Source organism: Streptomyces sp. T028, from assembly GCF_048159505.1.
Classification (GTDB): domain Bacteria; phylum Actinomycetota; class Actinomycetes; order Streptomycetales; family Streptomycetaceae; genus Streptomyces.
Map to the genome: position 1 here is coordinate 167,307 of NZ_JBLRVZ010000021.1, position 24,781 is coordinate 192,087.

A 24,781-nucleotide genomic window follows, 5' to 3' on the forward strand; every position below is an offset into this window, starting at 1 on the left:
TTCCAGAGCTGCCGATCCACCACCGGCGCGCGACATCAGCGGGAAGGGGAACACGAATGGCTTCCTCCGGCGCGCCTGTGCGTCTGCAGATTCTCGGTCCGTTGCGGATCTGGCGGGGCGGTGTCGAACTGGACGCGGGGCCTCCGCAGCAGGCGTATCTGCTGGCGGTGCTGCTCGCCGAGGCGGGCAGGCCGGTCAGCATGAGCGAACTGGTCGACCTGATCTGGGCCGAGGACGCCCCGGCGTCGGCCGTCAACATCCTGCAGAAGTACGTCGGTGCGCTGCGGCGACTGCTGGAGCCCGCCCTGCCCTCGCGCCAACCCGGCTCGTACCTGCAGCGCCGCGGCAACGGTTACCTCTTCGTCGCCGCCCCCGGAATGCTGGACGTCGTCACCTTCCGGAAGCTGGTCCGGGCCGCCAGAACCGCCGCCGCGGAACTGCGACCGGACGTCGCGCTCGACGGGTACGTGCAGGCGGTGGGGCTCTGGCACGGCTCGGCCGGTGACGGACTCGCCCACGAATCGACCGCGATGGCGGTCTTCACCGCACTGGACGGCGAGTTCTTCGACGCGTGCGTCGCGGCGGCCGAACTCGCGGTGTCGCTGGGGCAGTCCGCGCGCGTACTCCAGCCGTTGCGTCTGGCCGCCCGGATGGCGCCGTTGCACGAAACGGTGCAGGCGAGTCTCGTCACCGCCCTGGCCGCCGCCGGCCGACAGGCGGAAGCGCTGGCGGTGTTCCGGACCGTACGCGCCCAACTGGCCGAGGAGTTGGGCATCGATCCCGGCCCGGCGCTGGTGTCCGCGCACCGGCGCGTACTGGAACAGGCACCGGTTCCGGCCCAGGCTCCGGCTCCGGCTCCGGCTCCGGCTCCGGCTCCGGTCGAGGAAGCGATCTCCACGCGGCCGGCGGCACCCACCGCCGGGACGCCGAGCGTGAGCCGCCTGGTGGGCCGGGCCGAGGAACTCGCGGTGCTGCGACAGGCGGTGGAGTCGGCGCTCGCCGGAGGTGCGGGGCTCGTCATCGTCGAGGGAGAACCCGGGGTGGGCAAGAGCCGTCTGCTCCTGGAGGCCGACGCCGAGGCGGACCGACGCGGCGCACTCGTCGTCTGGGGCCGCTGTCTGGAGGGGGACGGCACGCCCTCGATGTGGCCCTGGGTGCAGGCCGTCGGCGCGATCCTGGCCGACGTGCCGACCACGGAACGGGAGGACTGGCACACGGGCGAACTCGGCCGCCTCATGGCACCCCACCGCAGCGGGCAGGCGGCGCCGGTACTGCCGGACAGCACCGCCCGGTTCCGTCTGTTCGAGCAGACGGTCGCGCTCGTCCGTCAGGTGTCGGCACGGCGGCCGGTGGTGCTCGTGGTCGACGACCTCCAGTGGGCCGACGCCGCCTCGCTGAATCTGTTCGGTCACCTGGCGGCCCGGATGCCCGACGGCACCGCTGTGATCGGGGCGTTCCGCGACCGTGTGCCGGTGCCCGGCTCGGACCTGGAGCGGATGCTCGCCGCGGCGAGCCGGCTGCCCCGCCACCGCCGGATAAGGCTCGGGCCTCTCGGTCCGGCCGAAGTGGCAGAACTCGTCCGCCAGGAGACCGGCCAGGAGCCCGGACCCGGTGCCACCCGCAACATCCACGCCCGCACCGCGGGCAACCCCTTCTTCGTCCGGGAACTGTCCCGCCTCCTCGCCGACGGCAGCGTCCTCACCGAGGCCGCCACGGCACGGACCGCGGTACCCGCCACCGTCCGGGACGTCGTCCGCGAACACGTGGCGACACTGGACAACGATGTCGTACGGCTGTTGCAGATCGCCGCGCTGATCGGCCGGGACGTCGGCCTCGCGCTGCTCGCGCGCGCCGCCGGACTCGACATGCAGACCTGCCTCGACCGCCTCGAGCCGTTGCAGGAACTCGGCCTCCTCGAACCCTCGCCCGGGAACCCGTACGCGTTCCGCTTCGCGCACGACCTGGTCCGCGAGTCCGTCGCCGACGCCACACCGCCACCACGGGCGACCCGACTGCACCTGCTCGTCGCCGACGCACTGGAGCACACGGCGGCGGACGACGAGCCGGTGGCCGAGTTCCTCGCCCATCACCTGTGGGCCGCCGGCCCCCTCGCGGACCCGGCCCGCACCGCCGCCGCACTGATACGCGCGGCCCGCTGCGCGGCGGGAAAGTCGGCGTTCGAGGCCGCCGCACGGCAGTTGGAGTCAGCCGCGCGGGTGGCGCGAAGAGCGGGCCTGGCGGAGCTGGAACTGTCGGCCCTGTCGCTGTTCACCGCGGTGGGCGGGATACGGGCGGGACAGCTCGGTTCGGCGCTCGAACTGCTGGAGCGGGCCGAGCACCTGGCGCGTGGCCTGGGCCGGGAACGGGAGGCAGCCGACTTCCTCTTCTCCCGCTGGGCCGCCCACTCCCAGGGCATCCAGCTCGACCGTGCCGGACGACTGGCACGACGGCTGCTGGACCAGGGCGAGGCATCCGCCGACCCGGTCGTGCGCACGTACGGCCAGTACGCCTGGGGCATCCACCAGTGGAGTGTCGGCGACATCGGTGAGGCGTTCCGGTACCTGAGCCGAACCGGCTCGGCCATGCTCGACGAACTGACCCACGGCGGGGAGGACCCGCTCCGGCGCGATCTGCGCCTGATGGGGCCTGTCATGCTCGCGCTGATGACCGCGCTGCACGGCGACGTCGACACGGCGCGGTCACTGTTCGACACGATCGAGGCCGCCGCTGACGACGACCCCTATGTGATCACCGTCTGGGCCGCCTTCGCCTGCACGGCAGCGGCACTGGCCGGCGACCCGGCGCGGGCGCTGCTCGTGGCGGGGCGGGGCATGGCCGTGGACCCGGGGTTCTCCTTCTCGTACTTCGGCAGCTACCAGCGGCTGGCTCTGTGCTGGGCGCGCGCCGTGACCGGCGACGACCCGGCCGGCGCCGCGGCGGAGGCACAACGGCTGATCACCGCGGCACTGGCCGACCCACCACGCTCCGGCCTGGCCACCTGGTACGGCCTCCTCGGCGAAATGTGGCTCGCGGCAGGCAAGTTGGACGAAGCCGCCGCGGCCCTCGACCAGGCGGACTCGGCCCTCGACACCTACGGCCAGCGCTACGCAGAAGGCCTGCTCCTCCTCCGCGCGCGGGTGTCACAGGCCCGCGGCGAACCCGCCGCCACCGTCCGCACCACCGCCGAACGAGCCCGGCGACTGTCCACCGAACGCGAAGCCCACCTCTTCGCCCACCGCGCCGAAGACCTGCTGACGTGACCACTCCAGAGAAGAACTCAATCGAAGGGCGTGAATTGATGACGACCACTCGTCGTACGCTGCTGACCGGATCCGCCGCGATCGCGAGCAGCGGTGTGCTCGGCACATCGGCCGCTCAGGCACACACTCCGGCGAAGGGCCCCAAGCCGACCGTCGTGCTCGTGCACGGCGCGTTCGCCGACGCCTCCGGCTGGAACGGCGTCGCCGGTCGGCTCGTCCGCGACGGCTACCCGGTCATCGCCCCGGCGAACCCGCTGCGCGGCGTGTCCTCCGACTCCGCCTACCTGGCGAGCGTCCTGGCCACCCTGGGCGGACCGGTGGTGCTCGTGGGGCACTCCTACGGCGGGATCGTCATCACGAACGCCGCGGCCGGCAACCCGAACGTGACGGCGCTGGTCTACGTGGCGGCGTTCATGCCGGATCAGGGGGAGACGCTGCTGGGGCTGCAGACCCGGTACCCGGGAAGCCAACTGAACGAGGCGGCGCTGGACTTCCGTCCCTACGGCGACGGTTTCGTCGACGGCTACATCAAGAAGGAGGTCTTCCGGGGCGTCTTCGCCGGTGACGTGCCGAGGGCGACCGCCGAGCTGATGTGGGCCGGGCAGCGGCCGGCCGACACCCGCACCCTGGGCGAGCCGTCCGGTACCCCGGCGTGGAAGACCGTTCCGTCCTGGTACCTCGTGGCCCGCGAGGACCGGGTACTGCCCACCGCGGCACAGCGGTTCATGGCACAGCGGGCCGGCGCGCGGGTCCGGGAGGTCGGCGCCTCGCACGTCGCGATGATCTCCCAGCCCGCCGCGACCGCCGACCTCATCAAGCGCGCCGCGCGCCACAAGGTGTGACGGAGGAACCACATGAAAGAGGAGCCCACGCAGCGCGGGCCGGTCCTGGACGACGAGCAGTTCCGCAGGCTCGCCGAGTACGGCGCGCCCGAGCAGGCCGACGCCGGCCGGGATCTGTTCACGTCGGGTGACAGCTCCTACGACTTCTTCCTGCTCCGGACGGCCACCGTGGACATCGTCCGCGAGGCGACGACGATCGAGCCGGAGCGCCTGATCTACCGTGGCGGCCCGGGCGACTTCCTCGGCGAGCTCAACCTGCTGACCGGCCAGCACGTCTACCTGACCGCCCGGGTGGTGACGGCCGGCGCGGTCGTCCGGATCGGCGCGGCGATGCTGCGCCGGGCCCTCGCCGAGCAGGTCGACATCGCCGACATCCTGATCGAGGCGTTCCGGGAACGGCGCGACGTCATCCGGGCCGCGGCCGGCAACGCCCTGGAGTTCGTGGGCCTGCCGGACACGGCGGAGACGCTGGCTCTGCGCACGTATCTGGCGCGGAATCTCCTGCCGCACACCTGGCTGGACGCCGCCTCGCGCCACGGGCGCTCGCTGATGACCCTGTCCGGGCTCGACGACGAGGAACTTCCGGCCGCGATGGTGGGCGGCTCGGTACTGCGGCGCGCGACACCCACCTCCGTGGCGGAGGCGCTCGGTCTCACCTACCGGGCCGACGGACGTCCGGTCGACCTCGTCGTGGTGGGCGCCGGCCCGGCGGGTCTGGCCGCCGCCGTGTACGGGGCGTCCGAAGGCCTCGCCACCGTACTGCTGGACCGCGCCGGCCTCGGCGGACAGGCCGCGACGAGCGCCCGGATCGAGAACTACCTGGGCTTCCCGCACGGGGTCAGCGGCGAGGACCTCACCCGCCTCGCGATGGTCCAGGCGCTCAAGTTCGGCGTACGGATCCACTCGCCCTGCACAGTGGCCGGCCTCGACCTCTCCGACCACCGGCGGCCGACCGTCCTGCTGCACGACGGCAGGCGCATCCCGTCCCGCGCGGTGATCGCCGCCACCGGGGCGCTCTACCGGCGCCTCGACATCCCACGATGGGCGGCATTCGAGAAGTCCGGCTGCATCCGGTACGCCGCGACCGAACTCGACGTCCGAGGCTACGAGGACCAGCCGGTGACCGTCGTAGGAGGTGCCAACTCCGCCGGACAGGCGGCCCTGTCCCTCGCCGCGTGGGGCGCCACGGTGCAGCTGATCATCCGCGGCGCGGACCCGGAGGCCCGGATGTCGTCCTACCTCACCGACCGGATCCGGGCCCACTCCCGGATCCACGTCCACACGCACAGCACCGTCCGCGGACTGGCCGGCGAGAACTCCCTCACCTCGATCGTCGTCGAGAGGTCCGATGGGCGCCGGGACCGGCTGGACAGCCGCGCGCTGTTCTGCTTCATCGGCGCCGCCCCTGCCTCGGACTGGCTCGCGGGCGTGGCCCAGGACGACGACGGCTTCGTCCTCACCGACAGCCGGCTGTGGTCGTCCCCTGCGCCCCTGCCCTTCCAGACAAGCGCCCCCCGGGTCTTCGCGGTCGGCGACCTCCGCGCGGGCTCGACCAAACGAGTGGCCACCGCCGTCGGCGACGGCGCAGGCGCGGTCTCCTCCGTCCACATGTCACTGGCCGGCGACTGAGGCATCCACGGACCGCCGCCACGGCCTCCGCCAGGAGCCCTTGGCGGCAGGTCAAGGCCGACAGTCCGTCCTGCTCAGGGCTGGGCCGGTGCTGCGCACTCTCGTCGCTCCGGGCAGGATGCCACCGGGGCTGGACACGTTCCGCCTGGGTACTCGTGCAACGTAGCCGCACCCGGGCGAGAGAAGCGAGGGCATGAGCCATGACGACACCGATGCCGGGCACCCGCCCGCAGCTCCGCAGGATCCGCACGGACCTGCTCGGGATCTACCTCAACGACCACCTGGCAGGTTCCACGGTCGGAGCCGGACGCTCCCTGTTCATGGCCCGGTCGCATCGCGACCCGCCCTACGCGGAACCACTGCGGCACCTCGCGGGCGAGATCGCCGAGGACCGTGCGAGCCTGCTGCGCATCATGCGGAGCCTGGGCGTGCCGAAGCGCCGCTACAAGGTCGTGGCATCCGGCGCGGTCGAGCTGCTGGGGCGTCTCAAGAGCAATGGGCGCCTCTACAGGCGTTCACCTCTGACGCTGGTGATCGAACTCGAGTTCCTCCGGCTGGGGGTGAAGGGCAAAGAACTCGGCTGGCGCACGCTGCGCACCCTGGCCGAGGCGGACGGCCGCCTCGACGAGCAGGAGCTCGACGGACTGATCGCACGGGCCGAGCGGCACATGAACACGCTGGAGGAGCTGCGCGCCAGAGCGGTCCGGGACGTGTTGCTCACGGGCTGACGCGGAGCGGGAAGACCGACGGGTCGGACGACCGATAAGCGAGTGAAAACCCGATATGGCCCTGGGCAGCGGTGCTGAAAGGCACCCTGAAGGAGTTCAAGAAGGACGAGCTCGCCGACCGGGCCGCGGCGCTGACCTACTACTCGATCCTGGCGCTGTTCCCGGCGCTGCTCGCGCTGGTGTCACTGCTGGGGGTCGTCGGGCAGTCGGCCACGCGGGCGGTGCTGGACAACATCCAGAAGCTCGCCCCGGGCGCGGCTCAGGACATCCTGCGGGGCGCGGTGCAGCAGATGCAGGGCAGGGGCGGGCTCGGCTCGCTCATGGCCGTCGTGGGTCTGGTGCTCGCGGTGTGGTCGGCGTCCGGCTATGTGGCCGCGTTCATCCGCAGCGCCAACGCGGTCTACGACATCCCCGAGGGCCGGCCGGTGTGGAAGGTGCTGCCGGTACGGGTCGGCGTGACCGTCGTGCTGATGGTGATGGCGGTGATCAGCGCGTTGATCGTCGTGTTCACCCTGGTCACGGTGATGATCGCGGTCCTGTACTGGGCCGCTCCCAACGCGCGCGTCCGCGGTTTCCGGTGGATCACGCCGGGCAGCTTCCTGGCGCTGCTGATCTGGATAGCCGCTTCCGCCGGGTTCGCGCTGTACGTGGCGAACTTCGGCTCCTACAACAAGACGTACGGCGCTCTCGCGGGCGTGATCATCTTCCTGGTGTGGCTGTGGATCACCAACCTGGCGATCCTGCTGGGCCTGGAGTTCGACGCGGAGCTGGCGCGTCAACGCGCCGTCGCCGGAGGCCACCGGGCCGACGATGAGCCGTACGTCGAGCCGCGCGACACCCGGACGTGGGACGAGGAGGACCACCGCCGCCCCGGGACCTGACACGGAGGCGCGGCGCAGCCGTGGGCGCCTTGCGCGACAGAGATCGGCGGCTCGCCAGGCGGGCAATCGCGTGGGGGCCGCCCTGGTTGCGGCGCGGCGGACTCGCGCTGGAAGCACGGCACCGCGCCTCAAAGGCGCGTCCTGACCGGCTCCGCCGGGCTCGGCGTCGGCGCCGCCGGCACCGAGCCCGACGCTGGGTGTCGTCCGCGCACACGCGCTGCGGCAGACGACACCCTGCCGGACACGACACCCCTCACGCCACCGTCTCCCGTACGCGACGGCCCGGAGCGCCGACCAACGGCCACTCCCCGGACCGCGCGCCGTCAAGCCCCTCAGAACCACCCTCCCGCCTCCCGCGCAGCACTGCACACCCCTGGGGTCAGACCCATGTCCCCCACCCGTTCTGTCCGCGCCGTGGACCGGCAGCCCGTGGCGGGCGGCCTGTCCGTCACCCGACTTCGCGAGTGGATCGCCCAGGGGACAGACGCCCTGGCCGCCCTGACCGGCGTCGGGGGCATCCTGGTCCTCCTCGCCTACGTGATCGGGGGCTGGCAGATCACCGCGGCGTCCACGGCCGTCACGGGCAGCAGCTTCTCCTGGCTCCGACCCGACAGCTGGGCCACGGTCATGCTGCACACCGGCAACCTCGCCCTGCAGATGCTGGGTCTGGCCATCGCCCTGTACATCGCCTACGGCATCGCCGGCCGAGTGGCGCTGATCCCGGCCCTGGTCGGTGGCGTGACCGCGATGAGCATGAACACCGGCTACCTCGGAGGCCTGGCAGCAGGTGTGCTCGCCGGCATCACGACCCACGCGCTCCAGCGGATCACCGTCTCCGACAAGTGGCGCACCCTCTTCGCGGCGGCCGTCCCCCTGCTCTCCACCCTGGTCGGCGTCGCGTTCTTCTCCGGGCTGGTCGAACCTGGGCTCGCCCATCTCAACTCGTGACTCAACGGGAAGCTGATCAAGTGGGAGCTCACCGACCACCACCTGGTGCTCGGTCTGGTGCTCGGCCTGGCCATCAGCTGCGACCTCGGCGGAGCCGTCTACAAGATCGCGTTCGGCTACGCCCTCGCCGGTGTCGACACGTACACCCCCACCCCGGACCACCTGACCTTCATGGCCACGGTGCTGGCGGCCGCCATGGCCCCGTCTCTGGGCATGTCGCTGGCGACACTTGCGCGGCGCCGGCTGTTCACCGAGTCCGAGCGCCAGTACGGCAAGGTGGCGTGGCTGCTCTCCATGGCCGCCTCGCCCCAGGGCGCGGTCCCCTTCGCGTTGCGCGACCCCCTGCGGGTGATCCCGGCCTGCATGGCCGGAGGCTCCGTCGCCGGCGTACTGGTCATGACGTTCGGCTCGACCATGGCCGTGCCGTACGGCGGATTCCTCGCCTCCGACAAGCTCGGCAAGCCGCTGCTGATGGTCGCCGCCGTCGCGGCGGGCGCCCTCGTCACGGCCTTGGTCACCGTCGCCCTGAAGAGCATCGGTCACGCCGAAGCGCCCGCCAAGTCGGCCTCCACCGTTCGCGCTCGTACCAAGGCCGCCGTGGCCGGCTGAGCCGCGGAGAACGCCCCGCTCCACGCCACGACTGCGCCCGCCGACGTCGACAACGCCCGCCGACGTCGGACAGCCGGTCGGCATACCGAATTGACACGTATTGCGACCCGCTGTCGCTGTGATGAGTGAGGCCGTAGTCCTTCTTGATCCTCCAGCTCCACAACGCCATCTCACGGTCGGGCTTTGGGCTCGAACCATGCGGATCCAGCGGCGAGCCAACGGCCACGAAGGCGGCGGGCCTGAGCCAGGGTGTCGTCTCCGACGCCGGATTCAGTACCGCAGCAATCACAGACGACGAACAGCGCCAAGCCGTGATCGTCGAAGCGCACCTCACCAACGTCCAGCCCGCAGACCCGGCACACCGTCTCAAGCCCACGCTCCATGAGCGAAGCCTACGGACACCACCAATCGAGACGTCGCCTCAAGACAAAGACGCCAACTCCAGGAGCCCGGCGTTTCCGGTCTCGCTGAGCTCGGCCCAGACCGTCTTGCCGTGCCGGGCATGGCGCGTCCCCCAGTGCTCGGCGAGCTGGGCGACAAGGAGCAGGCCACGCCCGCCCTCGTCGAAGGCGCGGGCCCGCCGCAGGTGGGGGGTGGTGTTGCCGTCGTCGGACACCTCGCACAGGAGGGCGCGGTCGCGGATGAGACGCAGGTGGATGGGGGGTCGGCCGTAGCGGATGGCGTTGGTGACGAGTTCGCTGACCACGAGTTCGGTGGTGAAGTCGAGGTCGTCCAGGCCCCAGGCGGCCAGCTGCCGGGTGACGCTCGCGCGGGCCTCGGTCACGATCGCCGGGTCGGCGTCGAGGTCCCAGGCGGCGACCTGGCCGTCCCCGAGGGTGCGGGTGCGGGCCAGCAGCAGGGCGACGTCGTCGTGGGGGCGGTCGGCGGGTAGGAGGGCTCGGAGCACGGTGTCGCAGGCTGCCTCCAGGGATGCGGAGGGCCGGGTGAGTGCGTGGCTCAGGAGGGCGAGGCCCGTCTCGACGTCGTGGTCGCGGGCTTCGATCAGGCCGTCGGTGTACAAGGCGAGCAGGCTGCCTTCGGGCAGGTCGACGTCCGTCGCCTCGAACGGCAGGCCGCCCAGGCCCAGCGGCGGGCCGGGCGGCAGATCGAGAAGATCGACGGTTCCGTCGCGGGTCACCACGGCCGGCAGTACGTGCCCCGCGCGGGCCAGAGAGCAGCGGCCGGCGACGGGGTCGTAGACGGCGTACAGGCACGTGGCGCCTATGTCCCCGGCCACCTCCGTGTCGGGGTCGGCCGAGGCTTCGGCGGACAGCCGGATGACGACGTCGTCCAGGTGCGTCAGCAGTTCGTCGGGGGGCAGGTCGATGTCGGCGAGGGTGCGGACCGCGGTCCGAAGGCGCCCCATCGTGGCGGCGGCGTGGATGCCGTGGCCGACCACGTCGCCCACCACCAGGGCGACCCGGGCGCCGGACAAGGGGATCACGTCGTACCAGTCGCCGCCGACGCCGGCCTGGGCACCGGCAGGCAGGTAGCGGCAGGCGACCTCGACGGCGGATTGTTCTGCCGCACGCCGCGGCAGCAGACTGCGCTGCAGAGTGAGGGCCATGGCACGGGCGTGCGTGTAGCGGCGGGCGTTGTCGACGGCCACCGCTGCCCTGGCCGCGACCTCCTGGGCGAGGAGCAGATCCTCGTCGTCGAAGAGGTCGGGGGTGCGGTACCGGGAGAACTGTGCGACGCCGAGGGTCGTGCCGCGCGCGCTCAGCGGCACGACCAGCGTCGACCGGCTCCCCTCCGTGTACCGGGAGGGCTGCCCGGTGGCCAGGGCGCGAGCCGAGGGGGATCCTGCCGGACAGGTATGGAGCTCTTGCACCTCGACAGTCGGTTCCGGCCCACCTCCCGCCACCGCCCCTTGGGCCATCCTGCGCAGTACGAGCGGGCCCGCTGCGGAAGCGCCCTGCCCCTGGACCACGGAGTCGAGCAGATCGACGGTGACGAGGTCGGCGATGTGGTCGGTGGCGAGGTCTGCCAGCTCCTGGGCGGTGCGGGCGATGTCCAGAGTGGTTCCGATGCGCAGGCCGGCCTCATTGACCACGGACAGCCGCCACTGCAGTCGACGGTCCCGTTCGTCCTGGAAGGCCAGGACGCCCTGCTCGGAGGCGCGGTCGACGTATCCGGTGGCCATCGAGAGCAGTCGGCGCGATGCCGCGCTGATCAGCTCGCCATCGTTGGTCAGCCGGGGTATCTCCGCGAGCAGTCTGTCGAGGACGACGCCCTGACCGAGCCGGTGTGCCCGCAGCATCGCGGTGACGGGCGTGCCGTGCCGGGCCAGCCGACGTGCGCGGTCCGCGTCGGCCGACGGCGGTTCGATGTCGCTCGGCTCTATGCCGAGCTCCAAGCCGGCCAGGACGCCGACGACGTGTTCGGCGATGTTCTCGGAGGTCATGCGGGCGAGGTCCGGGGCGCTCCACAGCTCGGGAACCTCACGCCGCAGGCGTCGCGTCACATCGGCGATCAGCTCGTCCGCTCGCGGGGCGAGCTCACGCGCGGCACGGGACATGAGACCCTCGGCGGCCAGCTCCACACTGTCGACATTACGCCGAACGGCAGGCTCATGAGCCCTCAGACGTCGAGGGGCCTCTCGTGCGGACGGAGCGCGTGCCGAGCAGTCAGCCGGCAGCTGTCGTCACCCCGACGGTGCCGCTGCCGCCGGGCCGACACGGCGGCGAGCAGCGCGCACCCACGGGTCGCGTGGTGCCGGTGAACCACCGGCCTCGGCCGTGAGTGCACCCCTCCTGACCGCGATGGGACTGGCCGGCGCGGGTGGCGTGGCGATCGCCGCACTCGTCGCCCTCACCCTGCTCCCCGCGTTGCTCGGATTCGCGGGCGACCGGCTGAAGCCCAAGCCCAAGAAGGCGCCCCCGCTCGGCGACCAGGCCGAGCCGAAACCGACGCTCGGCGCCCGGTGCGTGCGGGCGGTAACTCGCGTACCCGCTCTCACCGTCGTCCTCGTCACCGCGGGACTCCTGGTCGCAGCCTGGCCCGCCCGTGACCTCCAACTCGCACTGCCCGACAACGGCAGCGCCCCGGAGTCCACCACCCAGCGCCAGACCTACGACACCATCACCGAGGAGTTCGGCCCCGGCCTCAACGGCCCACTGCTGATCCTCATGAACACCAGCGACGCCAAGGCGACCTCCGCCAAGGAGCTGACCGCCGAGCTCAACACTGTGCGCCAGGACCTGGCCGACACCGAGGGCGTCGCTCTCGCCTCGGCGGCCCGGCAACTCGACTCCGAGCACGCGCTGCTGACCATGGTGCCGACCACCAGTTCAGGCGACGAGGCCACCAGCGACCTGGTCAAGGCACTGCGGGACAAGGAGTCCTCGATCCGGTCCGAAACCGGGATCTCGCTCCAGGCCACCGGCCAGACCGCGGTCAACGTCGATGTGTCCCAGAAACTCAGCGACTCGCTGCTGACCTTCGCGATCGTGGTCGTGGGCCTGTGCCTGCTGATCCTGTTGATCGTCTTCCGCTCCCTCGTGGTCCCGGTCAAGGCGACGGTCGGGTTCCTGCTCTCGGTCGCTGCATCGTTCGGTGCCGTGGTGGCGGTATTCCAATGGGGCTGGGCCACGGATTTCATCGACGTCGCGAAGACCGGGCCGGTTGTGTCCATCCTTCCGATCATCCTCATGGCCGTGCTCTTCGGACTCGCCATGGACTACGAGGTGTTCGTCGTCTCCAGCATCCACGAGGGGTACGCCCATGGCGGCGACGCCCGCCGGGCTGTCCTGAAGGGCTCCCCTCTGGCGTTCCGGGTGGTCACCGCGGCCGCACTGATCATGGTGGCGGTCTTCGCGGTCTTCGTCACGATGCAGGACGCGATCGTGAAGCCGATCGCCTTCGCCCTGGCCTTTGGAGTGCTGATCGACGCCTTCCTGATCCGGATGACGTTCGTGCCCGCCGTCCTCATGTGGGTCGGCCAGGCCGGCTGGTGGCTGCCTCCCCGACTGCAGAAGGTCCTGCCGAACGTGGACATCGAAGGACGCGACCTGCCCAAGCCGCCGGCACAGCCGAGCGGGACGCCCTCCGCTGTCTCGCAGCGCGACTGACACCGCCAAGGCCGAGGTCATATCAGGGACAGCACGTCCGGGGCCTGTCGAGCCCAGCCGTCTCGCAGGCCCCGGACGTTGGCGCAGGCCGCCCCGGCCTCGGGGGGAGGGGGAGGCCGGGTGTGCGGTGGCGACCCGCGGGGGAGCCAGGGGAAGAGCAGCCGCCACCCTCACAAGGGGCTGCCCGCACCCGGCTCGTACAGGAGGCGCGTCAGCCGGCGGACGCTGCCGCGTACGTCACGGCGATCAGGGCCAGTACGGCGGCGGGGGCGCACCTCACCGGCGGGTCACCATGACGCAGGTGGACCACGGCCGCCGCGGCCATCAGGAGAGCGAGGCCCGACGCGGCGGCCACGCCCAGCGGAGTCCAGGCCAGCCCCATCAGCAGACCGGCGACGCCGGCCAGCTCCAGCGCGCCGACAACGCGGTAGAGCTGGACCGACATACCGAGGTGGCCCGCTGCCTGCCGCATGACCGGCATCGCGGCGAGCTTGGCCAGGCCCAACGGGAGGAAGACCAGAGAGAGGGCGATGGCGAGCACAGTGGTCATGCGGTGGTCCAGCCCTCGCGGCGCTCGGCGCCCAGCCGCGCGTAGTGGTCGATGAGTTCGGGGTTGTCCACGGTGGCGGGGTTGACGACCTCCTCGACCGGGGCGCCCTGGAGCAGGCGCTTGACCGGGACCTCCAGCTTCTTGCCGGTGCGGGTGTGCGGGACGCCCGGGACTTCGAGGATCTCGTCGGGGACGTGGCGCGGTGAGGCGCCCGTGCGGACGGCGTCGCGAATCTTGTCGCGCAGGGCGTCGTCCAGCGTCACACCGGGCGCCGGGACCACGAACAGCGGCATCCAGTAGCCGCCGTCCGGCTCCTCTGCGCCGATGACCAGCGCCTCGGCGACCTCGGGAAGGCGCTCGACGACATCATGGATGTCGGCGCTGCCGAGGCGGACTCCGTTGCGGTTGAGCGTGCTGTCCGAGCGGCCGTGCACGATCACCGAGCCGTGGCTCGTGAGGGTGATCCAGTCGCCGTGCCGCCAGCTGCCGGGGTAGGAGGAGAAGTAGGCGTCGCGGTAGCGGATGCCGTCGGGGTCGTTCCAGAAGTACAGCGGCATGGAGGGCATGGGGCGGGTGACGACCAGTTCGCCGACCTGGTCGGTGACGGGCAGGCCCTCGGCGTCGTACGCGGCCAGCGCCACGCCCAGGTGCGGCGCGGACAACTCGCCCGCCCAGACGGGGGTGTTGGGTGCGCTGCCCGCGAAGCCGGAGACGATGTCGGTGCCTCCGCTGATGGAGACCAGCAGCACCCTCTCCCCCACGTGGTCACGGACCCACGGGTAGGCAGAGGCCGGCAGGGCGGAGCCGGTGCAGCCCACCACGCGGATCGACGACAGGTCGTGCACCGCCGGGTCGATGCCGAACTTGGCCATGCCCAGCAGGTATTGGGGGCTGGTGCCGAACACGGTGACGCGGTGGCGGGCGGCCAGTTCCCACAGGACGTCCGGTTTGGCGAAGGGCGCCGGGCTGCCGTCGTAGGTGCAGGTCGTGGCGCCGGTGAGCAGAGTGGAGACGACCAGGTTCCACATCATCCAGTGGGTGGTGGTGTACCAGAGGAGTCGATCGTCGGGGCCCAGGTCGGAGTGCAGGCCCAGGGTCTTCAGATGCTCCAGCAGCACGCCGCCGTGGCCGTGGACGATGCCCTTGGGCAGACCGGTGGTGCCGGAGGAGAACACCACCCACAGCGGGTGGTCGAACGGCACCGGCACACACGCGAGTTCTTCAGTCCGGGTGGAGGCGTCCTCCCACGGGACGACCAGCGATGGGTAGGCCCGCGAGGGCCACGGCAGACCCACGTGGTCCACCAGCAAGGTCGCCTTCAGCGTCGGCAGCGCGTGGGCGAGATCGAGGACGGCGTCGCGGCGGTCGTGGGTGGTGCCGTTGAAGAGGTAGCCGTCGGCGGCGATCAACACAGTGGGTTCGAGCTGGGCGAAGCGATCGGCGGCGGCCTTGGGCGCGTAGTCCTGCCCGCACACCGACCACACGGCGCCCAGACTCGCTGCGGCCAGGAACGCGACAATGGCGTGCGGGGTATTGGGCAGATAGCCCACCACCCGGTCGCCCTTGCCGACGCCCAGATCACGCAGGGTGGCGGTCACGGAGGCCACCAGGTCGCGCAGCCGGCCGCCGGTCACCTCGTACCCGGAGCCGGTCTCGTCGAGGGCGACGATCGCCGTGTTGTCGTCCCGGACGTTGCGCAGGGCGTGGTGGGCGTAGTTGAGGGTGGCGCCGGGGAACCACTGGGCGCCGGGCATGGTCTCGTCGGCCAGGACCTGCTGGTACGGGGTGTCGGAGTCGATGGCGAAGTACTCCCACACCGCGCCCCAGAAGCCCTCCAGGTGGGTGACCGACCACTGGTGCAGGGCGGCGTAGTCGGTGTCGTTCACGCCGACGTAGCGGGCGAACTCCGCGATGCGACTGGTGGCCGCCGCCTCCGGGTCGGGCGTGAAGAAGGGCGTGCTCATCGCGTCGTACTCCTCAACAGGCTTTTCGGGGCCGTCCGTGCGGAAGGAACAGGGCTTCGTGTGGTGTGCAGCAGGGACGCCCATGCGGCGGTCGAAGTGAAGTCGCGGCCGCCTGACGGGACGACGTCCATCACGACGCGGTCGGGCCGCAGCAGGGCGGCGTCCGCGCGTCCGGCGCGCAGCCAGGCGGCGAGGGTGCCGTCGCCGCCGAGGTCGGTCACCGGAACCGCGCGCACGCCGAGACCGTGGGCGAGCGCGGTCAGCGCGGGGCCGGGTTCGGAGGCGGTCAGCACGGCGAAGGAGTCGCCGAGCGCGTCGTCGAGACGGGTACGTTGTCCGGCGACGCTCACCCATGGCTGGGGGCAGTGCGTGCCCACGAGACCTCGGCGGACGCCCCGCCGCACCAGCGGCCCGGCGGTCAGGGGCGGGCTGAGGTCACGGCCGGCCAGCTCGGTCAGGCCCGGTATCCGGCAGGCCGCGGCCAGCGCCCTGCGGCGGAACGCGGCGGCGCCGTCCTGGCCGCCGGTCATGGCCCAGCCCATGGCGACCGCGAGGCGGACCACATGCCGTGCATGCGGCTTGCGTTCGCTCTCGTAGGTCGCGAGCAGCCGTTCGTCGCCGCCCTGCTGGAGAACCCGGGCGAGCTTCCAGGTGAGGTTGTAGGCGTCTCTCAGCCCCGCGCACAGGCCCTGCCCGATGAACGGTGGGGTGAGGTGTGCCGCGTCGCCGAGCAGGAAGACCCGTCCGCTGCGCCAGCGGTCGGCGACGCGGGCCCGGAAGGTGTACTGCGTCTCGCGGACGACCTCGAAGTCCCCGTCGTACGAGGTCGGCAGCCACGGTGCGATCAGCTCGCGGACCGTCTCCTGCCCGTCCCGGAGCCGGAACTCCCAGCGGTAGCGGGTGTCGTTCACCCGCATGAAGGTCCCGGGCCGGTCGGGGTCGCAGACCTGGTCGACGCCCTCCCAGCAGCGGACGGGGCCCGTTGTCTCGGCGTCGATGACGGTCCACTTCTCTTCGAAGTGCAGGTCCTCCCAGACGCCGCCGATGGCTTCGCGGGTGAGGCTGTTGGCGCCGTCGCAGCCGAGGACCGCGTCGGCCCACAGCTCATGCTCGCCATGGTCGTCGCGGTAGGTGACGCGTACGGGTCCGGTGGTGTCCGGGCCGACACCGGTGACCTCCGCACCCCCGCGCAGGTCGCATTCCGGGCGTTGAGCCAGGGCGTCACGCAGCACGCGTTCCAGCTCGGGCTGGTCGAACATGCTGGACTGCGGATACCCGTGGTGCCCTTGCCGGGAGCGCCGGAACTCGGCCATCACCCGGTGCCGGGCATCCAGCAGCCGCAGCCCGTTCGCCGGGCGGGAGATCGCGGTGAACTCCTCACCGACACCTGCGGCCTGAAGGATCCTGTGGATCTCGTCGTCGCCTGCGACGGCACGTGGGAGTGGGTAGACGTCCTCGTGGCGTTCGAGGACAACACTGCGGACTCCGCGCCGGGCCAGGAGGAGGGCGGCGGTCACGCCCACCGGCCCGGCGCCGACGATCACGACGGGCACACGTGCGGCTTCGTCGACGTTCATGTGCGGCTCACCTCGGGTGTTAGTTCGCGTCCGCGACGGGCGTGCGCTGCTCGCCGAGGTTGATGCGGCCGTCCGCGGTCGCGATCGTCGCGGTGATGACATCACCCGCGTTCAGGTAGTGCGGGTTCTTCGTCTGGCTCTTGAAGAAGGCCTTCCACTTCACAGCGGGCGGCAGCAGGGCGCCGATCTTCTCGACGGCCTTCGGCGGAGCCTTGAGGGCGGTGCCGCCGGGGGTGCCGGTGAGCAGCAGGTCGCCGGCGTTCAGGGCCTGGAACCGGGCCAGCAGGGTGAGCGCCTGCGCCGGGCGGACGATCATGTCGGCGAGGGTGCGGTCCTGGCGCAGCTCGCCGTTGACGCTCAACGTCAGGCGCAGATCGAGGAGATGGGCGAAGTCGTCCGGCTCGAGCAGCGTGAGGTACGGACCGGTCGGCGTGAAGGTGGGGTACGACTTGCTCTCGTAGAACTGCGTCTTCGTCAGCTGTACCTCGCGGGCGCTGATGTCGTTGGTGATCACCAGTCCGGCGACGTACGACGGCAGGTCCCGCTCCTCCACCACGGTGCCGACGGGCAGCGGCGCGCCCATGACGAGCCCGAGTTCGATCTCGTAGTCGAGGAACCTCACATGCGCGGGGCGGACGACGGCGTCGCCGGGGCCGCTGACCGAGCCGGACGCCTTGCGGAAGAAGGCGGGCGGGATGTCGCCCTTGAAGCCCGAATCGCGGGCGTGGCTGCGATAGTTGACCATCTGGGCGACGACCCGGCAGGGCGTGGTGACCGGCGAGATCGCCACCAGGTCGGCGATCGGTGTGCCCGGCTCGCCGGAGGCGGCGGCCTCGCGGACGGCGGCGCGGTCGGCCAGCAGTTCGGCGGTGGTCACGGCCTTGGTTTCGACGGGGACGGCCCGGTCGCCTCGGACGACCCACCAGCCGTCGGCGGTGCGCAGGACATTGGTGCTCATGTCAGTGCCTTCGTGAGGGGATTCGCGTGCGGGGGTTCAGGAGTTGGCGGCCTTGAGCAGGCCGAACAGTCGGGCCGGGTCCATCTCGTTGTCGCCGCGCAGGGCCTCGATGACATCGCGGACCCGCTGCGGTGAGGGACTGGCGCCGAGGAAGTCACGGGTGGCCGGCGGGCCCCACTGAGCGAGACCACTGGTCGACATGGGCGCCCAGCCCGGCTCCACGTCGCAGGAGAACAGGTCCCCGTCGGCGAAGTGCTCCAGCATGAAGTGGTCCGGGTCGCGCCAGTAGTCGAAGAGCTGGCTGCCCTGGATGTGCCGCCCGATGCCCCAACTGCGCTTGTAGCCTCGCTCCTTGAGGTACTCGCCACCTGCGGCGATGGAGTCCAGGTCGGTGACCTGGTAGGCCGAGTGGACGTACCCGGTGCCCGGCCCCAGGTGCATGGCCAGGGTGTGATGATCAGCCGGTACGCTGCCGAGGTCGCAGCGGATGAATGCCATCGTGGGGCCGCGACCGCGCTGTCCGTCCAGGAACAGGAAGTCGGAGACGATCATCCCGAGGGTGTCCAGGTACCAGTCCAGGGCGCGGCCGAACACCCTTGTCTCCAGCACCACATGGCCGAGGCGCTGAATGCGGGACGGTTCGCGGGGCGGGCGCTGGGTGGTGTTCGTACGACGGTGATCCGTGCCGAAGTTCAGCAGCAGCGGCTGCTGCTCCGGCAGCGCGGGGAGCTGTTCGGCGCAGTGCACGACCCGGACCGGGAAGCCCGAGGGGTCGAGCAGGTCGACCGAGTGGCCGCCGCCCGGCACGTCAGTCTCCCGCACGGACGTGCCCGTGGCGCGGGCCAGCCGGTCGAGGTCGGCTCGCTCCGCGGCGCGGAACGCCGGGCCGATGAAGCGGGACGTGCGGCCCTTGCGGATCACCATGCAGGGCGAGCCGGCGAAGGTGCCGCGCAGCCACAGTTCCCGCTCGGTGCGCGCTGCGATGCCGAACCCGAAGTCCCGGGCGAAGACCTCGGCGCGGTCCAGGTCGGGCTTCTGGAACTCCAGCCAGGCCAGGTCGGCCGCCTTGATCACAGGGTTCCGGGAGCGGCCGGGGTGTTCGCCGCGCAGGGCGCCCTGCTCGCTGTGGAGGTCCTGGTGGGCCGTGATGACGTCGGCCCCGTTGACGCGGATTTCAGACATGGTGCCCTCCGAGCAACATTGCCGTAATGAGGAAATCATCAACTGTGACAGTTCTGTCGTCAAGATGTTCGCGGCAGGAAATGACGAATTCATCAGGACTGCGATCGTCATCGTCCCGACGGTTAGACTCTGCGCATGTCTACGTCAGCCCCGCCCAGCAACCGGTTCGAGCGGCGTCGTGCGGAGACCCGCAGGGCTCTCGTGCGAGCGGCCCGGCAGATACTCGCCGAGAGCGGTGACACCAGCGCCAGCATCCAGGCGATCGCCGAACGTGCGGACGTGGGCTTCGGCTCCTTCTACAACCACTTCGACTCCAAGGCGGAGCTGTTCGAGACGGCAGTGGTGGACGCCCTGGAGGAGTTCGGCCAGAACTTCGACGAGCGCCTGGCCGGGATCGACGACCCGGCGGAGCTGGTCGCCGCCGGCTTCAGACTCAGCGCCCGCATGGCCGACTCCCATCCGGAGCTGATGCAGGTCCTGCGCCGCCGAGGACTGGGACACATCCACTCGGACAACGGCCTGGCCCGCCGGGCCCTGCGCGATCTCCAGGTCGGCATCGCCTCCGGCCGCTTCACCACCCTTGACCCAGTGGTCGCCCTCTCTGCGCTGGGCGGAACCCTGCTGTCGCTGGTGGAGCTGCGCTTTGCCCGCCCGGAGGTGGACGGCGACGAGGCCGCGGTGAACCTCGCCGAGATGGTCCTGCGGATGCTGGGCCTGTCACCGGACGACGCCCACGAGGTCGCCCGGCGCCCCCTGCCCGACCTTGACTGACCGCCCTGCCGCTAGGAGCCCGACGACGAGTCTGGGCTGAAGGTGACCGATCGGCCGGTGAAGCGGGCGTCGATCCCGTTCTCTGTGGTGGCGACCGACCGCAGGTGGAGTCCCTCGGGCACGTTCTGCAGAGGAATGGGCTCGTCCAGCGCCTTGTCGATCAGCGACTTCAGCGGAGGGAGCAGTTCACCCTGCTCGGCGCGGACGTCGGTGAAGGAGATGCTGTTGCCGCTCGCCGCCGAAACGGCCGCGCTCACGGTCACGTCGCCGACGAGCGGCAGACTGGCCGTGGCGTTGATCCGGCCCGACTCGTCGCCCTGCGACACCTCCACGCCGAGCGCGCTCGACACGTCCGCGTAGGACAGGTGAGCGGTTGCCCGAACGCTGCGGGCATGCGCCTCGTCGGCGCTTCCCGAAGTCTTCAGTCCGTCCATGTCGACCGTCAGTTTTGTCACCGGCAGAGGCCGGGTCGTGCCGTTCGCGGGTATGTCGTGGGCGGTGAGGTCGACGTGGTTCAGGCGGCCTTCGGCGAGCTGGGTCAGCACGGGAAAGCCGCTGACGTGCACCGATGGCCGATCGGCGGTTCCCATGCCGTCCTGGAATGCCTTGGCCGTACGACTCTCCGCGCGCGCGGCGGCGATCCGGTCGACCGCGACGGTACCGATCAGCAATGCCGCCACGGATGCGGCGGCGATGATCAGACGCCGCCGGGTTCGGGTCGGGGGGCTTACGTACACGGCACCGTCGCCGTAGTAGGGCTCGCCGACGTACTCCTCGTCGGGGTGGGACTGGTACATGGTTCTCCAATTCGAGTGGTGCATCGGGAAGGTGTCTACGCGGCGTCGCCTTCGGGTCGGCCGAGCCCGCGAACGCACGTCGCGGCGCTGGGACCGTCCACGCCCATCGCGATCAGGGCAGCGGTCGCGGTGCCCGTGCCGTCGTCGCTCCAGGCCCCGCTGTTCACGCAGTCCAGGAGCCCCAGCAGGTGTCCCTCCAGAGCCCGGGTCAGCACCGCCGGCGGAACGCTCGTCTGAAAAGCTCCCTGCCGCTGCCCCCGGGAGATGATCGTCTCCGCCGTGTCGCGCGCGGGGGCGAGGACTTCGGCAACCCGTTCGGGTCCGAGGTCGTGAGGGGCGAGGCGCAGCAGAATGCGGTAGCGGTCACCGACAGGCCATACCGCGAGGACGAAGCGCGCCAGCTCCGTGACGGCATCCGCCACCGGGGCCCGCTGCACCGCGAGCGCCTCCCGCAACGCCTGCGCGGCCTCCTCCACCAGCCCCTCTATGAGTGCGGCCCGGCCATTGAAGTGGCCATAGACCGTACGGCGCACCACGCCTGCCGCCTCGGCGATGTCGCCGAGGCTGCTCTCTGGGTCGCGGCCGAGTTCTTGCCTGGCCGCTTCGAGAATGCGGGCCCGCGTGAGCAGGGTTCGGCTGCGTTCCGGGGCGGCTGTAACGGGTGCCTGGGTCATGTCGGACCTCCGGTTCGGCGGGGAGGACGACTCGATAGTTGCACACCCACGGGCAATAAACTAGTCTGCACATCAGCGGGCAATTAACTGCCCATGGTGCATGGCCTTCTCTTGGCCTCACGCGCACCGCTCCCATCGATCCGCACCCCGAAGCCTCCGCTTCACCTCCTGCCGAGGAGCCTGACGATGCCGCTCTTTGCGAAGACACCCGTCGAGAAGATGACCGAGCCGTATCCACGCCGCTGGTGGGCGCTGCTGGTGCTCTGCCTGAGCCTGCTGATCGTGGTCATGGCGAATACGTCGCTGATCGTGGCGGCCCCCGACATGACCAAGGACCTGGGGCTGAGCAGCAGTGACCTGCAGTGGGTCATCGACGGCTACACCGTCCCCTACGCCGCGCTGATGCTCGTGCTCGGCGCGATAGGCGACAAGTACAGCCGCCGCGGTGCGCTCGTCCTGGGCCTGCTGATCTTCATCGGCGGCTCGGTGATGGGCGGCCTGGTCTCCGAGACGAACCTCGTCATCGTTGCCCGCGCGATCATGGGCGTCGGCGCGGCCGTCGTCATGCCGGCCACGCTGTCACTGCTGGTCGCGATCTTCCCGCGCGCCGAGCGCGCCAAGGCGATCACCGCCTGGTCCGCCACCTCCGGCCTCGCCATCGCCGCCGGCCCGCTGGCTGCCGGCTGGCTCCTGGAGAACCACGCCTGGGGCTCCACCTTCCTCATGAACGTCCCCGTCGCCGTCCTCGGCGTGGTCGGTGCGCTGCTCCTGGTGCCGCCGTCGAAGGCGGAGGGCATGGGCCGGATCGACTACGTCGGCGGTCTGCTGTCGATCGTCTCGGTCGGCTGCTTGGTCTACGCGACCATCGAGGGCCCGCACTTCGGCTGGGGCGCCGGCCCGATCACCGCGGCCGTGGTCGCCGGGGTGGGTCTGCTGGCCTTCGTGGCCTGGGAGTTGAAGCACCCCAACCCCATGCTGGACGTCCGCAAGTTCTCCGAGCGCCCCTTCAGCGGCTCGATGCTCGCGGTGCTGTTCTTCTTCTTCGGCACCTTCGGCTCGATCTACTACTCCACCCAGTTCCTGCAGTTCGTCCTCGGCTACGACGCCCTGGAGACCGGCATCCGCCTGCTGCCCCTGGCCGGAGCCGTGTTCGTCGGCGCCGCGGTCACCGGCAAGCTGGCTCCGAAGCTGGGCGTGAAGGTCGTGGTCGGCACTGGCATGGTGATCGGCACGGCGGGCGTCTTCCTGCTCACGCAGATCGAGTCCGGCTCGACCTACACCGACTTCCTGGCACCCCTGCTGCTGCTCGGGTTCGCCATCGGCCTGAGCCTGTCCCCCGCCACCGACACCATCATGGGCTCCTTCCCCGAGTCGGAACTGGGCGTAGGCGGCGGCGCCAACGACACCGCGCTGGAACTCGGCTGCGCCCTGGGCATCGCCATCCTCGGGTCGCTGCTGGCCACGTCCTACAAGGACAAGCTGACCGACATGGTCGGCGGCCACCTCCCGGCCGAGGCCATGGACGTGGCCAAGGACTCCGTCGGCGGCGGCATCGCGGTCGCCGAGCAGGTCGCCAAGAACCCCCAGGGCGGCGCCGAGCAGGCCCAGACCCTGCTGGGCGCGGTGCACGAGTCCTTCGCCCACGCCATCGCCCACACCAGCCTCATCGGCGGCATCATCATGGCCGCCGGAACCCTGATCGTCATCGCCGTCCTGCCCGGCCGCAAGCACACCGGCAAGCACCGCCAGGAAGAGACGGCGCCGGCAACCGAGGAACAGACCGAGACCGTGGGGGCCTGAGCCCCGTACACCGGAGGCCGGAACCCCGATTCCGGCCTCCCACACCCCCAGGACGGGCCGTGCCTTGAGCGGCGCACGGCCACCGTCCCTGAATTTGTCATAGGACATATTTTTTATATCCTATGACAAATGTTCTTGCGGTGAGGAGGTGGTACCCGGTGGAGATCAGCGGGACGACGGCGACGGAGATCGCGGGCAGTGTGCGGGACCTGATCGCGTCGGGTCAGCTGGCGCCGCAGGATCTGCTCCCGCCGGTGCGCAAGCTGGCCGAGGAACTGGGGGTGAACCGGAACACGGTGGCCTCGGCGTACCGGCAGCTGGTGGCCGCCGGCGAGGCGGAGACCCGCGGCCGCGGCGGGACGGTCGTGACGGGGGTACCGCAACTGGCCGGTGAGGGGGCGTGGTTCGGTGGCCGGCTCATCGATCTGGCCAGCGGCAACCCCGACCCGGAGCTGCTCCCCGATGCGCTGCAGGCGCTTCGGGGCGGCGGGTACCGGCCCGCGCTGTACGGCGCGCCGTCGGTCGATCCGGACCTGGCCGCATGGGCGCGGGAGCGGTTCGCGCCGGACGTCTCCCGGGACGGTTTCCAGATTCTGGTCACGCATGGCGCGGTCGACGCCACGGAGCGGCTGCTGAACGCTTATCTCACCCGGGGCGACGCGGTCGCGGTGGAGGATCCGTGCTTCCTGGCCAGCATCGGCACCCTGCGTCTGAACGGCCTTCGCACCGTCGCGGTCCCGGTCGACGAGGCGGGGATGCGGCCGGACGCCCTGCGGGCGGCGTTGGAGGGCGGGGCGCGGGCGGTGGTATTGACGCCGCGGGCCCACAACCCGACCGGTGTGAGCGTCACCCGCGAGCGCGCCGCCGAACTGCGGTCGGTCCTCGCGGCGTACCCCCAGGTCTTGGTCATCGAGGACGACCACTTCTGGGCCGTCTCCCACTCGCCGTACGACCGGATCACGCCGCCCGAGGTCTCCCGGTGGGCGTTGGTGCGCTCGGTGTCGAAGTTCCTCGGGCCGGACCTTCGCCTCGCGCTCGTCGCGACGGACGAGGAGAGCGCCCACCGTCTGCAGACGCGGCTGAACACCGGGACGACGTGGGTGAGCCGACTGCTGCAGTACGCGGTGTACCGGCTGCTGAGCGACCCGCACGTGACGGACCTGACCGCCCGGGCGCGTGACGCCTATGCCGAGCGCAGCGCGTTGCTGCTCGCCGAGCTGGGGAAGCGGGATATCGGCCGTCCAGGCGGCTACCGGCCGGACGGCCTGAACGTCTGGGTTCCACTGGGCACGGAGGCGCGTCAGGTCGCGGATGCGCTGGCACGACGCGGGTGGGCGGTGCAGCCGGGCCACCTCTTCGCCGCCGGTCCCGTCGCCAGTCAGGAGATCCGGGTGACCACCTCCACGCTCACCGCGCAGCAGGCCCGCGAGTTCACCGACGACCTCGCCGCCGTCCTCCACGCCCACCCCGCCTGACCCGCACCGGGACCAGCCCGGTTCCCGGCTGCCCTTTCCGACGGACAAACAGAATCAAACAGAGAG

The 24,781-nt window shown here is 71.1% G+C and carries 19 protein-coding genes; 11 read left to right on the plus strand and 8 right to left on the minus strand.

The window, feature by feature from the left end; genetic code table 11:
- Positions 1 to 56: 56 nt before the first annotated feature.
- From ACLZN2_RS21670 to ACLZN2_RS21700, 7 genes are all read left to right on the plus strand, one after another.
- Entirely contained in the window at positions 57 to 3,260 is a 3,204-nt protein-coding gene (locus ACLZN2_RS21670; protein ID WP_416980510.1) for an ATP-binding protein, read from the plus strand.
- Positions 3,261 to 3,298: 38 nt separating this feature from the next.
- Positions 3,299 to 4,102, plus strand: coding sequence for an alpha/beta fold hydrolase (locus ACLZN2_RS21675; protein ID WP_416980512.1), 804 nt, complete (start codon positions 3,299 to 3,301; stop codon positions 4,100 to 4,102).
- Positions 4,103 to 4,114: 12 nt separating this feature from the next.
- Positions 4,115 to 5,731 carry an FAD-dependent oxidoreductase gene (locus ACLZN2_RS21680; RefSeq protein ID WP_416980514.1) on the plus strand — a complete coding sequence of 539 codons (1,617 nt, stop codon included), beginning with the start codon at positions 4,115 to 4,117 and terminating at the stop codon, positions 5,729 to 5,731.
- 200 nt (positions 5,732 to 5,931) lie between these two features.
- Positions 5,932 to 6,459 (plus strand): hypothetical protein, encoded by a 528-nt coding sequence (locus tag ACLZN2_RS21685; RefSeq protein WP_416980516.1) that lies wholly within the window; start codon positions 5,932 to 5,934, stop codon positions 6,457 to 6,459.
- A gap of 53 nt (positions 6,460 to 6,512) precedes the next feature.
- Positions 6,513 to 7,340, plus strand: a complete 828-nt coding sequence (locus ACLZN2_RS21690) for a YihY/virulence factor BrkB family protein (protein ID WP_416980590.1) — start codon at positions 6,513 to 6,515, stop codon at positions 7,338 to 7,340.
- A 387-nt stretch (positions 7,341 to 7,727) separates the two neighbouring features.
- Positions 7,728 to 8,288 carry a hypothetical protein gene (locus ACLZN2_RS21695; protein ID WP_416980518.1) on the plus strand — a complete coding sequence of 187 codons (561 nt, stop codon included), beginning with the start codon at positions 7,728 to 7,730 and terminating at the stop codon, positions 8,286 to 8,288.
- Positions 8,289 to 8,333: 45 nt separating this feature from the next.
- Positions 8,334 to 8,897, plus strand: a complete 564-nt coding sequence (locus ACLZN2_RS21700) for a hypothetical protein (protein ID WP_416980520.1) — start codon at positions 8,334 to 8,336, stop codon at positions 8,895 to 8,897.
- A 421-nt stretch (positions 8,898 to 9,318) separates the two neighbouring features.
- Here the strand turns inward: ACLZN2_RS21700 and ACLZN2_RS21705 are convergent, their stop codons facing one another.
- Positions 9,319 to 11,415: an ATP-binding SpoIIE family protein phosphatase gene (locus ACLZN2_RS21705; RefSeq protein ID WP_416980592.1), complete on the minus strand. Its 2,097-nt coding sequence runs from the start codon at positions 11,413 to 11,415 to the stop codon at positions 9,319 to 9,321.
- Between the two features lie 220 nt (positions 11,416 to 11,635).
- On the opposite strand from ACLZN2_RS21705, the gene ACLZN2_RS21710 reads away from it, so the two are divergent.
- Positions 11,636 to 12,967, plus strand: coding sequence for an MMPL family transporter (locus tag ACLZN2_RS21710; protein ID WP_416980522.1), 1,332 nt, complete (start codon positions 11,636 to 11,638; stop codon positions 12,965 to 12,967).
- 211 nt (positions 12,968 to 13,178) lie between these two features.
- Here ACLZN2_RS21710 and ACLZN2_RS21715 read toward each other — a convergent pair whose 3' ends face one another.
- Genes ACLZN2_RS21715 through ACLZN2_RS21735 form a run of 5 tightly spaced genes read right to left on the minus strand, consistent with a single transcriptional unit; the run spans position 13,179 to position 19,198 of the window.
- The gene (locus ACLZN2_RS21715; RefSeq protein WP_416980524.1) at positions 13,179 to 13,517 is read right to left on the minus strand and encodes a DoxX family protein; all 339 of its coding nucleotides are present in this window, start codon (positions 13,515 to 13,517) and stop codon (positions 13,179 to 13,181) included.
- Positions 13,514 to 15,481 (minus strand): acetoacetate--CoA ligase, encoded by a 1,968-nt coding sequence (locus ACLZN2_RS21720; RefSeq protein WP_416980526.1) that lies wholly within the window; start codon positions 15,479 to 15,481, stop codon positions 13,514 to 13,516. The genes ACLZN2_RS21715 and ACLZN2_RS21720 overlap by 4 nt, the downstream gene beginning before the upstream one ends.
- Positions 15,478 to 17,058, minus strand: a complete 1,581-nt coding sequence (locus tag ACLZN2_RS21725) for a bifunctional 3-(3-hydroxy-phenyl)propionate/3-hydroxycinnamic acid hydroxylase (RefSeq protein ID WP_416980528.1) — start codon at positions 17,056 to 17,058, stop codon at positions 15,478 to 15,480. The genes ACLZN2_RS21720 and ACLZN2_RS21725 overlap by 4 nt, the downstream gene beginning before the upstream one ends.
- Positions 17,059 to 17,077: 19 nt before the next feature.
- Entirely contained in the window at positions 17,078 to 18,016 is a 939-nt protein-coding gene (locus ACLZN2_RS21730) for a fumarylacetoacetate hydrolase family protein (protein ID WP_416980530.1), read from the minus strand.
- A 36-nt stretch (positions 18,017 to 18,052) separates the two neighbouring features.
- Positions 18,053 to 19,198, minus strand: a complete 1,146-nt coding sequence (locus ACLZN2_RS21735) for a VOC family protein (RefSeq protein ID WP_416980532.1) — start codon at positions 19,196 to 19,198, stop codon at positions 18,053 to 18,055.
- A gap of 135 nt (positions 19,199 to 19,333) precedes the next feature.
- Here ACLZN2_RS21735 and ACLZN2_RS21740 point away from each other — a divergent pair, with 135 nt between their 5' ends.
- Positions 19,334 to 19,969, plus strand: coding sequence for a TetR/AcrR family transcriptional regulator (locus ACLZN2_RS21740; protein ID WP_416980534.1), 636 nt, complete (start codon positions 19,334 to 19,336; stop codon positions 19,967 to 19,969).
- Positions 19,970 to 19,980: 11 nt separating this feature from the next.
- Here the strand turns inward: ACLZN2_RS21740 and ACLZN2_RS21745 are convergent, their stop codons facing one another.
- Together ACLZN2_RS21745 and ACLZN2_RS21750 are read right to left on the minus strand one after the other, a co-directional pair.
- Positions 19,981 to 20,766, minus strand: coding sequence for a DUF2993 domain-containing protein (locus ACLZN2_RS21745; protein ID WP_416980536.1), 786 nt, complete (start codon positions 20,764 to 20,766; stop codon positions 19,981 to 19,983).
- Positions 20,767 to 20,801: 35 nt separating this feature from the next.
- A complete protein-coding gene (locus ACLZN2_RS21750) occupies positions 20,802 to 21,440 on the minus strand; it encodes a TetR/AcrR family transcriptional regulator (protein WP_416980538.1) in 639 nt (212 codons plus the stop codon).
- Between the two features lie 186 nt (positions 21,441 to 21,626).
- Between ACLZN2_RS21750 and ACLZN2_RS21755 the strand changes: the two genes are divergently transcribed.
- The gene (locus ACLZN2_RS21755; protein ID WP_416980540.1) at positions 21,627 to 23,240 is read left to right on the plus strand and encodes an MFS transporter; all 1,614 of its coding nucleotides are present in this window, start codon (positions 21,627 to 21,629) and stop codon (positions 23,238 to 23,240) included.
- A 140-nt stretch (positions 23,241 to 23,380) separates the two neighbouring features.
- On the plus strand, positions 23,381 to 24,715 hold the full coding sequence (locus ACLZN2_RS21760; protein ID WP_416980542.1) for an aminotransferase class I/II-fold pyridoxal phosphate-dependent enzyme: 1,335 nt from the start codon (positions 23,381 to 23,383) through the stop codon (positions 24,713 to 24,715).
- Positions 24,716 to 24,781 lie beyond the last annotated feature (66 nt).

Excerpts from the sequence above, each read along its gene's own strand:
- ACLZN2_RS21750 (WP_416980538.1), bottom strand. The coding sequence starts at position 21,440 with ATGACCCAGGCACCCGTTACAGCCGCCCCGGAACGCAGCCGAACCCTG.
- ACLZN2_RS21685 (WP_416980516.1), top strand. The coding sequence starts at position 5,932 with ATGACGACACCGATGCCGGGCACCCGCCCGCAGCTCCGCAGGATCCGC.
- ACLZN2_RS21725 (WP_416980528.1), bottom strand. The coding sequence starts at position 17,058 with ATGAACGTCGACGAAGCCGCACGTGTGCCCGTCGTGATCGTCGGCGCC.
- ACLZN2_RS21740 (WP_416980534.1), top strand. The coding sequence starts at position 19,334 with ATGTCTACGTCAGCCCCGCCCAGCAACCGGTTCGAGCGGCGTCGTGCG.
- ACLZN2_RS21735 (WP_416980532.1), bottom strand. The coding sequence starts at position 19,198 with ATGTCTGAAATCCGCGTCAACGGGGCCGACGTCATCACGGCCCACCAG.
- ACLZN2_RS21670 (WP_416980510.1), top strand. The coding sequence starts at position 57 with ATGGCTTCCTCCGGCGCGCCTGTGCGTCTGCAGATTCTCGGTCCGTTG.
- ACLZN2_RS21695 (WP_416980518.1), top strand. The coding sequence starts at position 7,728 with ATGTCCCCCACCCGTTCTGTCCGCGCCGTGGACCGGCAGCCCGTGGCG.
- ACLZN2_RS21705 (WP_416980592.1), bottom strand. The coding sequence starts at position 11,415 with ATGTCCCGTGCCGCGCGTGAGCTCGCCCCGCGAGCGGACGAGCTGATC.
- ACLZN2_RS21745 (WP_416980536.1), bottom strand. The coding sequence starts at position 20,766 with ATGTACCAGTCCCACCCCGACGAGGAGTACGTCGGCGAGCCCTACTAC.
- ACLZN2_RS21755 (WP_416980540.1), top strand. The coding sequence starts at position 21,627 with ATGCCGCTCTTTGCGAAGACACCCGTCGAGAAGATGACCGAGCCGTAT.
- ACLZN2_RS21715 (WP_416980524.1), bottom strand. The coding sequence starts at position 13,517 with ATGACCACTGTGCTCGCCATCGCCCTCTCTCTGGTCTTCCTCCCGTTG.
- ACLZN2_RS21680 (WP_416980514.1), top strand. The coding sequence starts at position 4,115 with ATGAAAGAGGAGCCCACGCAGCGCGGGCCGGTCCTGGACGACGAGCAG.
- ACLZN2_RS21720 (WP_416980526.1), bottom strand. The coding sequence starts at position 15,481 with ATGAGCACGCCCTTCTTCACGCCCGACCCGGAGGCGGCGGCCACCAGT.
- ACLZN2_RS21730 (WP_416980530.1), bottom strand. The coding sequence starts at position 18,016 with ATGAGCACCAATGTCCTGCGCACCGCCGACGGCTGGTGGGTCGTCCGA.
- ACLZN2_RS21675 (WP_416980512.1), top strand. The coding sequence starts at position 3,299 with ATGACGACCACTCGTCGTACGCTGCTGACCGGATCCGCCGCGATCGCG.